Source organism: Bdellovibrio sp. HCB290 (assembly GCF_047305925.1).
Taxonomy (GTDB): Bacteria; Bdellovibrionota; Bdellovibrionia; order Bdellovibrionales; family Bdellovibrionaceae; genus Bdellovibrio.
In genome coordinates, this window is sequence record NZ_CP178620.1 from 351086 (window position 1) to 364972 (window position 13887).

At 45.0% G+C, this 13887-nt stretch carries 13 protein-coding genes; 9 read left to right on the plus strand and 4 right to left on the minus strand.

Annotated features, from left to right (window positions below):
• Positions 1 to 11: 11 nt before the first annotated feature.
• Positions 12 to 2231 carry a hypothetical protein gene (locus tag ACLVWU_RS01805; RefSeq protein ID WP_413576761.1) on the minus strand — a complete coding sequence of 740 codons (2220 nt, stop codon included), beginning with the start codon at positions 2229 to 2231 and terminating at the stop codon, positions 12 to 14.
• 340 nt (positions 2232 to 2571) lie between these two features.
• Here ACLVWU_RS01805 and ACLVWU_RS01810 point away from each other — a divergent pair, with 340 nt between their 5' ends.
• The 5 genes from ACLVWU_RS01810 to ACLVWU_RS01830 are packed head-to-tail and all read left to right on the plus strand — an operon-like array spanning position 2572 to position 6606.
• Entirely contained in the window at positions 2572 to 3126 is a 555-nt protein-coding gene (locus tag ACLVWU_RS01810) for a hypothetical protein (RefSeq protein ID WP_413576762.1), read from the plus strand.
• 18 nt (positions 3127 to 3144) lie between these two features.
• A complete protein-coding gene (locus ACLVWU_RS01815) occupies positions 3145 to 4326 on the plus strand; it encodes an acetyl-CoA C-acetyltransferase (protein WP_413576763.1) in 1182 nt (393 codons plus the stop codon).
• A 12-nt stretch (positions 4327 to 4338) separates the two neighbouring features.
• The gene (locus ACLVWU_RS01820; protein ID WP_413576764.1) at positions 4339 to 5112 is read left to right on the plus strand and encodes an SDR family oxidoreductase; all 774 of its coding nucleotides are present in this window, start codon (positions 4339 to 4341) and stop codon (positions 5110 to 5112) included.
• Positions 5113 to 5124: 12 nt separating this feature from the next.
• Entirely contained in the window at positions 5125 to 5658 is a 534-nt protein-coding gene (locus tag ACLVWU_RS01825) for an acyl-CoA thioesterase (protein WP_413576765.1), read from the plus strand.
• Between the two features lie 54 nt (positions 5659 to 5712).
• Positions 5713 to 6606: a MerR family transcriptional regulator gene (locus tag ACLVWU_RS01830; RefSeq protein ID WP_413576766.1), complete on the plus strand. Its 894-nt coding sequence runs from the start codon at positions 5713 to 5715 to the stop codon at positions 6604 to 6606.
• Between the two features lie 14 nt (positions 6607 to 6620).
• Here the strand turns inward: ACLVWU_RS01830 and ACLVWU_RS01835 are convergent, their stop codons facing one another.
• Together ACLVWU_RS01835 and ACLVWU_RS01840 are read right to left on the minus strand one after the other, a co-directional pair.
• On the minus strand, positions 6621 to 7145 hold the full coding sequence (locus tag ACLVWU_RS01835) for a GNAT family N-acetyltransferase (protein WP_413576767.1): 525 nt from the start codon (positions 7143 to 7145) through the stop codon (positions 6621 to 6623).
• Positions 7146 to 7191: 46 nt separating this feature from the next.
• A complete protein-coding gene (locus tag ACLVWU_RS01840; RefSeq protein WP_413576768.1) occupies positions 7192 to 8508 on the minus strand; it encodes an HD domain-containing protein in 1317 nt (438 codons plus the stop codon).
• A 350-nt stretch (positions 8509 to 8858) separates the two neighbouring features.
• Between ACLVWU_RS01840 and ACLVWU_RS01845 the strand changes: the two genes are divergently transcribed.
• The 4 genes from ACLVWU_RS01845 (at position 8859) to ACLVWU_RS01860 (ending at position 13065) form a co-directional block, all read left to right on the plus strand.
• The gene (locus ACLVWU_RS01845) at positions 8859 to 9704 is read left to right on the plus strand and encodes a flagellin (RefSeq protein ID WP_413576769.1); all 846 of its coding nucleotides are present in this window, start codon (positions 8859 to 8861) and stop codon (positions 9702 to 9704) included.
• A 507-nt stretch (positions 9705 to 10211) separates the two neighbouring features.
• A complete protein-coding gene (locus ACLVWU_RS01850) occupies positions 10212 to 11045 on the plus strand; it encodes a flagellin (protein ID WP_413576770.1) in 834 nt (277 codons plus the stop codon).
• A gap of 151 nt (positions 11046 to 11196) precedes the next feature.
• Positions 11197 to 12345 carry a hypothetical protein gene (locus tag ACLVWU_RS01855; RefSeq protein WP_413576772.1) on the plus strand — a complete coding sequence of 383 codons (1149 nt, stop codon included), beginning with the start codon at positions 11197 to 11199 and terminating at the stop codon, positions 12343 to 12345.
• A 162-nt stretch (positions 12346 to 12507) separates the two neighbouring features.
• On the plus strand, positions 12508 to 13065 hold the full coding sequence (locus ACLVWU_RS01860) for a hypothetical protein (RefSeq protein ID WP_413576773.1): 558 nt from the start codon (positions 12508 to 12510) through the stop codon (positions 13063 to 13065).
• A 50-nt stretch (positions 13066 to 13115) separates the two neighbouring features.
• On the opposite strand, the gene ACLVWU_RS01865 is transcribed toward ACLVWU_RS01860, so the two are convergent.
• Entirely contained in the window at positions 13116 to 13886 is a 771-nt protein-coding gene (locus ACLVWU_RS01865; RefSeq protein ID WP_413576774.1) for a LysR family transcriptional regulator, read from the minus strand.
• Position 13887 lies beyond the last annotated feature (1 nt).

A 13887-nucleotide genomic window follows, 5' to 3' on the forward strand; every position in this document is an offset into this window, starting at 1 on the left:
AAAATTTTGGATTACTGATAAACCGGGCAGCGAAGTTGTTTCAGGCGATCCTGAACCTTCAATGCCTGAGCTTCAAAGGACAAAAGATCCTTCTGTGTTTTAACCAGAAGTGGTGTAGTCCCACGAATCAAAAGATCACCTTTGCAAACCTGGATGATTTTACTGTTCATAGATGTATCAATCACACCCGAAATCATATCACACATAATCTGAACCGTAGATAAGTGGTCGCGGGCGTCGATCGCGTAAAAATATGTTGTTCTTAGAGTCGAACAGATCGCTTCTTTTCTATCCGCATCAATGTGTGGGTTCGATGGAATCAGATTGGAAAGTGCTGCTGCGATTTTCTTGTCATCTCTATATTTAATAGCATCAAAGGCCATGTCTTTTTCAGTGACCTGGCTGATATGCTTTCTGATTTTTGAACCAGAATCTGTTACCACCATCGACATCATCTGCAAATTTCTGATGCCCTTTTTAAAGTTTTCGATCGAGATATCGTAAACCGACATCGTGTGATCAATCCATGAAAGCACCGGAGGATTCTTGTTGTTTCTGCCACCAAATAGACCGGATTTTAGGTCAGCAACGTCCTGGGAAAAGTTAGAACGGTTGATGACAGAGTCGTCTTTCGCGATTTCTTCAAGTGCGCGTTTCACGCGGCGGAAAGTAGCGCCTTCTTCGATAGCTTTATCCTGTTCGGTTTTGCCAATAACAACACCGCCACCATTCGAGGCATCACGTGGACCTTCAGTTACGATCTGATCAATCTCGGCCAGGGTCTTCTTGATGTTGCTAAACCAAGATTTAGTATTCTGAGCACAGATGCGGATGTCGCTGGCATTGCGAATGCTGGATTTTTCAATCTCATTCTTATAGTACTCAACCGTATTGATACGGGCATCCGCATTCACCGGTTGAATCTGGCGAGTTGTATCCAGGCTCAATGCCGCCTTTAAGTTTTGGAAAACGGAATCAGGAAAAACCGATTTTGTGAAGTTCGGGTTTTGGTCGCCTTCCTTAAGCTTTTGCTGATTCTGTTTAATCTGTCTGATTGCTGTTTGGCCGAAACTGCAAATCGCCATTTCATCGTCTTCAGAGGCTTCACGATTGAAACTGATTTCGAAGTTTCTGAAATTCGACATATCCAAAATATACTGCTTCTTAACCTTCTCGTATTTGGACTGAATGCCCGTGGAGAACTCAGATGCTTGAATTTTGTTGGTCAAGCTGGCCTTGTACAAAGGAAATTCATTCTGCAAAGAAGTGTTGAATTCAGTGAAGTTGCGATCTGCTGTCAATTGCAGGAAGCGAACTTTTTTGACGATCTTAATGTATTGACACGTATTTTGAAACACAGCCAGGCGGTTGTCTTTCTTAGTCATGTCGATTTGTTCCTGCTCAAACATTTGCGTCAGTGCTGTGATACCTTTGGTCGCCACAGCTCCACCGATTACGAATGGCAATGCCGGCGCCAACGTTGGTGCCAAAGATACGGCAAACAGCGCCATTGGTGCCAAACCATCAATCAACTGATTGAAAGCCAAAAGGGCTTTACCGCTTTGCATGGAATCGCGACCGCAAGAAGAATTCAAAAATGAATTATTGCTAAGCATGTCTCCGATGGAGGTCGTTGCATTCATCGTGTCAGTCATTGCGTTGGACAATTGAGTGTAATCGACCTCAGCCACGGTTTTCGAGTTCATCATTTTTTGTAGAGCAGCGACGTTTTTACGGATGGATTCTGTATCCTTTTGCAGGCGATCTGCAGAGCCATCCGTAGTACATTGACCTTTACTGCGAATCTCACTGGTCATGTCAGTCAGTGCTTGATTCAGGGCCGCTGTTGAGGAGCTTTCAAATAGATTACAGCTGAACTCCACTGGAACTTTCACGGCTCTCATCGAGTTTTGTGAAGGTTGGGTGTTTGGTTTGTTGTTATTACCGTTGTTATTGTTGTTATTGCCATTATTCCCGGATGGAAGTTGGGGGCGCTTCTGGGGGTTACCTTGAGGGCGACCGCCTCCTTGGTTTCCACCTTTTTGCTCGCGGTTTTGCTCAGCCGGAGTTGTCGTTGTAGTTGTGGTGTTCGAATCGCCGATATCAAATAGATCAATCGGAAATGAAGAAGGAGCGGTATTCGCAAAAGCCTGATGCGGCAATTGGGGGGTCAGAAAACCAATTGAAAGAACGGCGCTTAGCGCGCATTTTTTAACGTTCAATTTAGACATAAACGCATCTCCTGTACTCAATGTCGAACAAATCAACGACTAACGATTTTTGTCGGCCAATTGGGCTACTTTCCAGCAAGTGTTTAACGGTAACTCGTTGAAAACACTCATTGGTAAGACGGACCTCGCCCGGCAAAATGTCAGACCATCAAGCCTGGTGCAAAACCCGTCCCAGGTTGAAACAAAACCGAAGACTGGTGTCATTATGACGACAACTGATGCGACAAAAGGCACCTTTTGCACTGGTTTCGTAAGGTCCCCTTGTTATTTGCATTTGAAATCTAATTTAAGAGGACTTTGAGGTCTAAAAGTGGAACGCTATTTGTATAGGAACTTAGTTATGGGAATTGTTTGGTCTATCCTATTTTTTGTCTCTACTTTGTTGTGCGCTGGAAAGTGCATGGCGGGCGTTGAGCTTTCAACTACTAAAAAGCTGACCATTCCCGTGGATAATGTAACTCCCAAGATCACGCAAGAAGACGTTAGAAAAGTAATCCCCACCGATAGTTTGGATTCAGAAACAACCTCATCTATGATGGGAAAAATCGCTGATCGAACCTTTAATCTATGGTTCAATTCCGACACTGTTCAGGAAAGTCTATTAGGTCGAGTTGTTCAAGAAACTCAGGAAACTTTAAAAACGGATGTTGTTGTTCCATCATCTACCGAGCAGGGGACTTCCCACAGGTTTTCATTCCGCGTGGAAGCATTCCAAGCCCTGGCAAAAATGGAATATAAAGGCTGGTTAAATGCCGCCGTCAATTATCGTGCTGTCGCTTCTGAAACAGAAGTTCAATTCAAAGAAAAAGTCTTCGCCGATAAGGATCTCGTCCTCAGTCATAAGGGAACAAGACGCGATAGTCTGGCTATGATTGGTCTTGCTTGGCGGTGGTAATAAGTCTACGCTTATTCCATGGAAAAAATCGTATTTATCTCTGGTAAAAGAACTCCCTTCGGCGCCTTCGGCGGAACTCTTAAAGATGTCTCTGGAACTGAGCTTGGAGTAGTTGCCGCAAAAGCAACTCTTGAAGCCGCAAAAGTTTCCGCAGACAAAATCGATCACGTTGTTTTCGGCAACGTCATTCAATCTGCCCCTGATGCTATTTATCTTCCACGTCATATCGGTTTGAAATCCGGCGTACCAGTTGAAGTTGGTGCTTTGGGTGTGAATCGTCTTTGCGGCAGCGGTTTCCAGGCTTGGGTGAATGCAGTACAAATGATTCAAACGGGCGAGGCCACAGCAGTACTTGCTGGCGGTGTCGAGCAAATGTCGCAAATTCCTTACGTTGCCAGAAAAGTCCGCTTCGATGGTATGCGCATGGGGAACTTCGAACTTGAAGACATGATGAACTCTGCATTGACGGATTCCTACTCAGGAACTCCGATGGCTATTACGGCAGAAAATCTGGCAGTGAAATACAATATCACTCGCGAGATGGCGGATAAATACTCCATTCAATCGCAAACCCGTTACAAAGCAGCTTTTGATAAAGGCTACTTCGCTGAAGAGATCGCTCCTGTGACCATCGAAACTCGCAAGGGCACAGTGGTGGTGGATAAAGACGAACATCCAAAACCAGATTCGACTTTGGAAAAATTGGCGACCATGAAACCTGTCTTCAAAAAAGACGGTATTGTTACAGCAGCTGGCGCATCGGGAATCGTTGACGGTGCGGTTTGCTCACTGTTGATGAGTGAATCCAAAGCCAAAGAACTTGGTCTTAAACCAATGGCTCGCATCGTAAGCTATGCCTCTGTCGGTTGTGAACCAAGCATTATGGGTATCGGTCCTGCAGGCGCTGCTCGCAAGGCGCTGGAAAAAGCGGGTTTGAAATTGGAGCAAATGGACCTGGTTGAAGTAAATGAAGCTTTCGCTGCTCAATACCTGGCAGTGGAAAAAGAGTTGGGTCTTGATCCTGCAAAAACCAACGTAAACGGTGGCGCGATTGCGGTAGGTCACCCACTGGGTGCTTCTGGTACTCGTATCATGAATCATCTGGTTTATGAACTTCATCGTCGTAACGCTAAGTACGCATTGGGTTCTGCCTGCATCGGCGGCGGACAAGGTATCGCCATCATCATCGAACGCATCTAAGTTAGGAAGCTAATGGAAAACAGCCTGAATTTACATCAAAGAGTGGCTCTGATCGCAGGGCCCATGACGACTACACTTTCCAGCATCGTGATGAATCTGACTCGTATGGGTGCCGATTGCGTGATCCTTGATCCGGATAAAACAGTGGCATCACCATTTATCAATCAAATCAATGACGCTCGTGAAATCAGCGACAAATACGGTCGTGCGATGGCGATTCAGTCCGAACTAAAAACTCCAGAGCAAATCAAAGATGCTGTCGGTAAAGCCGCAACAACTTTTGGTGGTCTGGATATTTTCATTGATGCCAATATGATTCAAAAACCGACGCCCATTCGTTTGGATGGCGGGATCGATTCAGTTGATGAAATGCTGGATCGTCATTTGAAATTGCCACTGATGATCACCCAGTCTGTATTGGGATATCTAAAGAGTCGTAAAAAAGGTCGTATCATTTTCTTGTTGAACGATTCTCCGGTCGCAAAAATCAAAGAAGACGTTATGGCCAAGGCGGCACGTACCGGTCTTATTGGTTTCGCCGAAGCTTTGGCAAAGCAAACTTCAGAGTTTAACGTGACCGTGAATACTTTGACTGTTGCTTTGACGGAAGAATACATCCTGGCTCACGATCCTGAATCAAAATCCATCAAGGAAGCGATGGAAAAGATGAAACTGATTGATCCTTCTTTGAAAATCACTGAAGCAGACAAGATCTCTCAGACTGTTGCGTTCCTAGTCAGCCCGATGGGTGCGACGATGAACGGTCAGAAGTTCTCTCTTTCCTAATCCGGTGGTTCGATGAATCTTATTTTTCGTCTGCTATATACGCTTCTGTTCTCCCGCTTTCGTTCGAAGGTGGGAGCAATGGACGAGTGCTTAACTCCCTATCGTTGCTGGCCAACGGATCTAGATGTTCTTCGGCACATCAATAATGGCGTTTACTTTTCGATGCAGGATTTGGCTCGTGTTGATTATATGATTCGCATGGGGGCCATGCCCAAGATGAATGCGAATGGTTGGTATCCGGTGGTGGTTTCAGAACGCATGCGTTTTAAAAAATCCATCAAGCCATTTCAAAAATTCCAGATCAGCACTCGATTGGCTTATTGGGATGAGAAGTACACTTACATTGAACACAAGTTTATTGTGAAAGGCGAACCCGTCGCCTTCGGAATGATTCGCGCCAGATTCCTGAAAAAATCAGGTGGATTGGTCACGACAGAAGAACTTATCAATTTAGTTGGTGTAACTTCGGAACGCCCACAACTGACAGATCATCTAAAGTCCTGGATTGAGGCGGAAGATCGTCATATGGAAGCTCTAAAGAAATAAATCCTTGAGTGTGACATTGTGTAATACATGAAGATGGTCTGAAAGGAGCTCAATATGAATATCAGTGATGTTGAAGCTAAGACCTCTTTAACTCGACGAATGATTCGTCATTACGAAGACCTCGGGTTGCTTTCCCCACAAAGATCTGAAAATGGATATCGTGAATATACGGACAAAGATGTCGAAGATCTTCTTTGTATCAAGTCGATGCGTGAGGTTGGGTTTTCTCTTAATGAAATATCCAGCATTTTAAAAGATGGCAAGACTGAGGAGACCCTTCGTCAGCATCTTCGAAATCTTTTAATCAGTCAGCAGGAAGAGTTTTCAAAACAACAAAGCCGATTGCAAATAATTAAGTCGGCGCTGAAGTCCGATGATGTAACCAGTCGCCTTTTTGATCGAATAGGTCAGGCTCAAGCTCCCGCTATTCAATTTGAAGGAGTCGATGACCTGGATTGTTTTCTGCGAAAACGACATGTGGTGCGGGGCCATGTTAAGCCTTTAGAGGATTTAAAAACTACGGCTGTATTCGGATCTCAATTAGAATTTAAAGTTGTAAATACCTCTTACAGTAAATACGGAACGGTCATACAACAGAATGAGTTGGATCGAGCGAGTATCTCTCTGTGTAAAGAACTATATGCTTATGTAATTCTCTTTACAGAGAATGGCACAGAGTACGGACCAGAGTTTCACAAGACAATTTTAAATCAATTCTCAGAGCAGTGGGCGAAGCACTGTGCCCCATTGAGTCTTCATTTTGATGCAATGACTGACGAACCAGAGTCATTAAATAGAATCTTTAGCTCTTTTGATCTGGCAGCGACAATCGTAGCGGAAGACTCTCAAGGTCACCAGATAAGTCTGGTTCTGCCGGCGCAACCGTTAGTCGTGTATGTTAATCAAAAATCTGGAACTGAGTTCGACGGTCACTGGATGCAGGAATAAAAGAGATACTGCGATTAGAGCTCAAGGCCCATGGATTTTCCATAGGCCTTTTTTCTTTCCGGATCGAAGAAGTATTTAAGTTCGACCAGAAAACGGAACTTCTCGTGAAACTGACTTCCGGAAATAACAAAACCTTTTTTGAGCTTTGGAATTAGGACGGCAGGATTGTTGCCGTGATGGATGCTGGTGACAACCTGAAAGCCTTCTTTGCTCAGCTCAGTTAAAATGAAATTTAACAAGGCTGCGTATATTCCTTTGCTGCGATACTCAGGAAGAATTGCAGAGTTACGCATATAGAAAGTTTCTGCATCTGTCGCATTCCCAACATGCCAGCCGATAGCTTCATTGCCATCATAGACACCTACTAAAAGCTCCCAAGGTGCGTACTTTTTGCGGCGTCCAAGAATTAGATCTTTATGTTCACTGGAAACCGGAAAGGTTGGCATTTCCGCACGATTTGAAAACATTTTCTTAAAATGCAAGTCTTGGATCGGGCCAAGCTCTTCCCAGGAAATAACTTTGAAGTGAATATTGCTCATAGAGATATCCTAAAAGAAAAAGCCCTTCTTTTGGAAGGGCTTTTAATTATATTTTAATTGTGCGCAGGATTTTATCAGCGTTCTCGAACTCTTCAGGAGCTACATAAAGGCGATCGATGATACGAGTGCCTTCGTAGCGGCGGAAGATTTCAGTCGATTGATTGATCGGAGTTGGATGGCTCCAAGGATCCAATTGGTCGACGACGAAGATTTGGGATGCGCGCTCTTCCGGAGATGCTGAGTGATATTTTGACAAACGAGCGTGTGACGATGCCCAGATCACTTCCAAGCCTTCTTTTTCCAAAGCTTTCTTAACCATCTCAGGGCGATCGGATTCAGTTGTATTATGCTGCTCTAGCAAAACCTTAAATGGACGACGTTGTGCAATTCTTTGTGCCCAAGGATTATTTGCAGAACGCAAGTGTTCATGCAGACGGTAGTCATTGTACAAAGTGTACTCTTCAATTTTACCAGGCAATTTGAATGTGCAATCCGGGGACGTTAGATAGCGATTCAACATCTCTTCGTAAATGATGCTCTTATGGTGACCGTAAACCATCAAATGCATGTGATGGCGAGAGATCAAGAAGTCATCGAAGGAATAAAGCGCACGGCGGTTTAGTGCCAAATACAGTTTATCTTCCACGCGGTGGAAGGTCATATTTTGAATCAACCAATGGGAGTCGATCTTACCGTAGTTCGTTCCGCAGAAGTAAGAGTCGCGTTCCAGGTAATCCATGCGATCCGCATCGATCTCGCTTGAAACCAATTGCGAAAGAATAGGGCGGAAGTCCACACCACTATCGATAAAGAAGTCATCCGGGCAGTGCAAAGCCTTATCGATCAAGCAAGCAATGTAAATCGGATCGATGTCAGTGAAGTTCGTTTTGATCGTTTCAGAGATGTTGGAATCAGTGACGTACTTGATTGTGTAGTCTTCATGATTCGCACGGCGGTTTTTATACATCACTGTGTGAGCAGCATCTCCGTACTTAAGCTCTTCATCATAGAGTTTGATTTCAAGCTCTGACAAAGCCGGCATCACAGTTTCAGTTGTATGTGACAGGGGACCATGACCGACATCGTGAAGCAAAGCTGCCAAGCGAACTGTTTGGCGCAAGCGAGTTTTCACAGAAGGTTTTGAAAACGGATAAATGCGGAAGATAGAATCAAAAACTCTTCCCACCATGTGAGCCACGCCCACAGAATGCAAATAGCGATTGTGAGTGGCGCCAGGAAAACTCATCTCGGAAAAACCAAGTTGTTTGATCGCGCGCAGGCGTTGGTATTCAGCTGTATCTAAGATGGCTACTTCAGGCTCTGCATAATAGATCGAACCGTGAATAGGATCTCTAATTTCCACTAAAAACCTCCGCGAAATGGCTTGTCTATATATGTGGTTAAGAAAGTGGGCTGTCAATAATGGCAAAAGGCCCTTTTTTAAGGCCAGGGCGGGGCTACTAGCCCTAGTCGTGAGACACTTTGGAAGGTCTAGATACAGAATTCTGTATTATCGATTTGTAGTAATTTCAATTAGTTACGCCGCATCGTGGCCCGTCTTTAGGCTAGATCTGCATTTTTTTGAGACGTATCACTTTAGGAATTCTGAGACACACCGATCAGTAAGGGGAGAGATGAACTACCCAACGGCACCAGTAAGGTGCCTCGAGCTTCAAGGATCGAAGCTCGGTAAATCTTCAAGGAGGAGGAATTATGGGTTTGAGAATTAACACGAACACAGCTTCGTTGAATGCACAGAGAGTTCTGTGGGGCACGAAGATCGGTCTTGATAAGAGCATGGAAAAGCTTGCTTCAGGATTCCGAATCAATAGAGCAGGCGACGATGCCGCCGGTCTAGCGATCTCTGAGAATTTAAAAGCTCAGGTTCGCGGTCTTAAACAAGCATCACGAAATGCTCAAGACGGTATCTCCCTAGTCCAAGTGGCTGAGGGTTCGATGAATGAGATCTCTGGGATCTTGATTCGTCTAAGAGAATTGTCTGTACAAGCAGCTTCTGACACGGTCGGACCGACTGAGCGTCAGTTCCTGAATGTGGAGTATGATCAATTGGTATCTGAGATCGACCGTATCGCAGAGGGTACAGAGTTCAACGGAACTCAACTTTTGGCGGGTGTTGGTTCCATCTTGGACTTCCAAGTAGGTACTAGAAATAATCCTGAAATCGACCGTATCTCTTTCGACGCATCAAAAGCAGACGCAAACTCTGCAGCACTTGGTGTAAACTTGACGTCAGTTGCGGATAAAGCTTCAGCACAGAATGCTTTGTCAGCAATCGATCAAGCGATCGTGAGTGTCTCTGCAATGCGCGCAGACTTCGGTGCGATCCAAAATCGTCTTCAATCAACTGTTTCGAATATCCAAGTTTCAGTTGAGAATATGTCAGCCGCTAACTCTCGTATCAGAGATGTGGATGTAGCTGAAGAGACATCAGAAATGACTAGAAATAATATCTTGTTGCAAGCAGGTACTAGCGTACTAGCACAGGCGAACCAACAAGCTAATACAGCACTTGGACTCTTGAACAAATCTTTCTCATAAGTTTGACGAGCTCTGACAGCGATGTCAGGGCATAGACTCAGACTTCCGAAAAGATTCCGGTTCCCGATCTTATCTTCAATGATCAAGATCACCCTCAAGAGAATCGCTGCCCCGGTGGCGGTTCCGAGTGTATACAAGCCCGAAGCTCTATTTATGAGCTGATATATTGATCTGTTTCCTGCGAAGTGGCCCCACAGCAATGTGGGGTACCACATTTTAGATTTTTTACTGACGGCAAATCTTGCTGTTGATGACGACTTTCTTGTCGTGCCTTTTTGTTCTTTCGTGTGCCTTGCACACTCATTATTTTGAAAAAAATCCTTCATAAGAAAAATAAAAATTTTGGTGAAAACTGGACTCGAGCTGTTTCATTAGATTTCCGATAAGTTAAGCGTCAGCTTCTATCGCAAGCCGACAATTTATTAATTAACAGGTGCACGGATCGCGCCTTTTGCCAATGGATGGCAGCACTTCACGGAGGAAGAAACATGATACACGGAGGATAGAATGGGATTAAGAATTGGTACAAACGTGTCAGCATTGAATGCACAAAAAAACCTCTACATGACACGAATTAACGCTGATAAATCAATGGCGAGATTGGCTTCTGGTCAAAGAATCAATCAAGCTGCTGACGATGCTGCGGGACTTGCGATTTCTGAAAATTTAAAAGGCCAAATTCGTGGTTTGCGCCAGGCTAATAGAAATGCCAACGATGGTATTTCTCTAGTACAGGTTGCAGAAGGTAGTTTGAACGAAGTTTCTAACATGCTTATCCGCTTAAGAGAGTTGGGTGTGCAGGCAGCTTCTGACACTATCGGTGAAACAGAAAGAAAGTTCCTGGATGTTGAGTATCAACAATTGAAGTCCGAGATTCAGCGTGTAACTGAATCAACGAAATTCAACGGATACGAACTTCTTAACGGAACGGGCGGAATGATCGATATTCAAGTTGGTGTTAACAATGATCCATTCCAGGATCGTATTAGCTTCAACGCCGGTGCGGCAAACTCCTCACTGGACTCCTTGGGATTGACAGCAGAGTCTGTTGGAACCAAAGAGGGCGCTCAAACGAGCTTGAGCTTGATCGATAACGCTTTGACTTCGGTGAATGCGATTCGTGCGAACTTCGGTGCGCTACAAAATCGTCTGGTATCAACATCCAACAATTTGTTGATCGCAGATGAGAACTTGTCAGCCGCGAACTCGCGAATCAGAGACACTGACGTCGCAGCAGAGACTTCTGAGATGACAAGAAATAACATCTTGTTGCAAGCAGGTGTGTCTGTTCTAGGTCAGGCGAATCAGTCCCAGCAATTGGCACTGAAGCTTTTGGGCTAGGTCTAAGGTAAAGAATGCTAAGCGTTCAACCCCCGGTGGTAAAAGCCACTGGGGGTTTGTTTTTTGTTTCAATTGATTTTCAAGACGCCAAATTGCGCAATTTCCACCATTTTGTGGTTGATTCAGGCTCTCAAAACTGGAATTTAGAGCCATGAACAAGATGCTGCCATTTTTGCTTAGCTGCCTGATTTCTTTTTCAGCCTTTGGGGCTTGGGATTTGAACGATGTTTCTTATCTGTTCCCACTGCCGCGTAAAGTGGGGCAAGACCAACTTTTAAGTATTAAATCCGTGGGCGTGGGTGGTCCGATTTTGCCGGCGCGTTTTATGGATACGATTCCACCGCTTTCACCGGTTATGACACCGGATCAGACAAATGAAGCCCTGCGTGTGGTGGCGATGCGTATTGATCCGTGTTTTCCATTGCCGACACCGATGAGTTGCCAGCGTCAGCTGCGCCTGGTGTGGCAGCCTTTGGAAGAGGGACGTTTTAAAGCGCAAACAGTCGATGCGGCATTGCACTCTTTTTATGTTCTTACTGATGAAGAGTTCATCGCATTGTTAAATGATCTGCAAAATTGGAAATATAAGTATCAGGTGAACACGACAGGACTGCCGTTGCAGGTTCATCCGGTGTGGGCTCATGCAGATGACAACGCAGCTTCAATCACTGATTTTAATAACATTATCCTGCGCTATGCTGGGTTTAAGAATATCAGCCGTGTAACAGCGATGGTCTTGCGTGGAGCGGGCGATATGTGGGCCTTCGGGGGCTTCGATGTTAAGAACGGGAAGCTGCAAATGTTCCGTATTCATCGCACGGACCGTATGGCTCAGGCTTTTATCAATCGCGCGGTCCCTGCAGATCACTTCGATCAGGGTATGATTTCGCCAGCACCAGCGGGTGATGATTCAATGAATAAGATCGTAGTGAACTCGGCCAATCTTCAGACAGGCAGCGAAGAGCTGATTCGCAAAGAGGTGCTTGCGGCTTATCGAATTGAAAATCCAAAAAACTTTCATGCCGAAAACATGGATTGTGTAAGTTGCCATGTGGCGCAGCCCGCACGCGAGTGGGCTTTGCGTAAGCGTTCTGACATTAACTTTACAGACCTTTTCCAGTCTGCGGCTTATCAAAATCCCAAGTATAACATGCAAAACGTCACGCCGATTCTGGGGCATACCCAAAATATCAGGGCCTTTGGGTATTTCATTGAGAACGTGGCAATCAGTCAGCGTGTAATTAATGAGTCGGCGGAAGTGGCAGATGTCATTAACAAGTTTGTGGCTGCTCAACGATAAGTATCAGTCTAGTTTTAAGCAACATTGAAAGGCGGCAGAAATGCCGCCTTTTTCATGTCTTTCATCCACGGGACGTTCATCGACTTGCGTCCTCATCCCATCTAGTTCCGAATAGGAGATACCAAAAAAAGACTTCCAATTACGGAACAAAAGGAGAGATTCATGAAGAAGCTGCTCGTTATTATGGCTGTGGGTTTGGCTGGCGTTTGGGCCAACGCGGAAACTACTGATGTGTCGACCATGAATGGTGACATGTCTATGCAAGGTGGTCGCACGTGGGTGTGCGGTTTGCATTTCAAGGGCGTTTCCAAAGGTATTAAGATTATTGCAGGTAAATTCAAAACAACTGCGTACGGTACAATGAAATGTACAAGCTTCAACGGAACTAAATGGAGCCGCCCTGTGAAAATCACTATGGGTGCAAAATGCATCGGACCTCAAGTGGGTCTTGGCTGGTTGAAATTCCACGGTGTAGGTGGCGAAATCAGTCTGTTCAACTCTGATCCAGATGTGATGCTTGGTAAATACCTGGCAGTTAACGGCGATGCGGCTGTTATCATCGGTGCGGGTTCATTCCGTGCAGTGAAAGTCGGCTGGCCACAATTGGCTATGAACATGTCCATCAAACTTGATAAAGGCCTTGGTGTGACTGTGGGTCTTGATCATCTTTACATCTCTGAAAACGGTGGTGAAGTGATCGAGCCGCCAACTCCACACTAAGAAAAACCAAAGTTTGAAATAAAAAAGAGGATCTTTTAGATCCTCTTTTTTTATTCGCTGATGGCTTCAGTGATGTTTTCCCAAAGGACCGGATTCAGTAGTTCCGATCCGATCATCAAAACAGGCTCTGCATCTTTTGCACGGCCTCTTTTGGCTTCAGTCGGCAGATGGCCGGTACCTCCGGTGTCTGTCAGCCATGACCTACGCACTGACAGTGAGTTTGAAACAAAGATGTGGGGGAAGCTTTCCAGCTCTTTCTTGTTCGCGCGACCGTATTCAAAGCTGCTAAGAACAGCATACGAGCTATTGGATTCAATCAACTCCAGCTTTTGAAATCCCAGCTCAGTAAGGTACTTGAATTTTTGGCGGCCCGGAGATTTGGAGGTGAAAATCAAATCCAGATTCCCGGAGAGGAAGTTTGCTTCAAGCTCGTTAAGATCAAAGATGTCCAAAGTGATTTTTTTAACGCCCACCTGTTCAAAGCACTGACGGCAGGTATTCATCGCGAAATCGGAAAGACCTTCCAGAGTTCCAATGTGCAATTCACCCACCATTTGATTGTTGCTGATTCCCTGCAGCTCGGTTTCCAGACGGCGAATGGACTTTTCAAAAATTTCCGACAGTTGAAAAGCGACCGTTGTCCATCCGGATTTGCGTTTTGCAGAACGATCCAAAAGGACTATTTTCAATTCATCTTCGATCTTGGCGATAATGCGGGAAAGTTGAGGCTGACTTAATCCGACGTGCAATGCAGCTGCGGAAAGATTTTTAAAGTTTACCGCTTTAGCCAGAATACTCATTTCATAGTAAAGTTGCTGCATC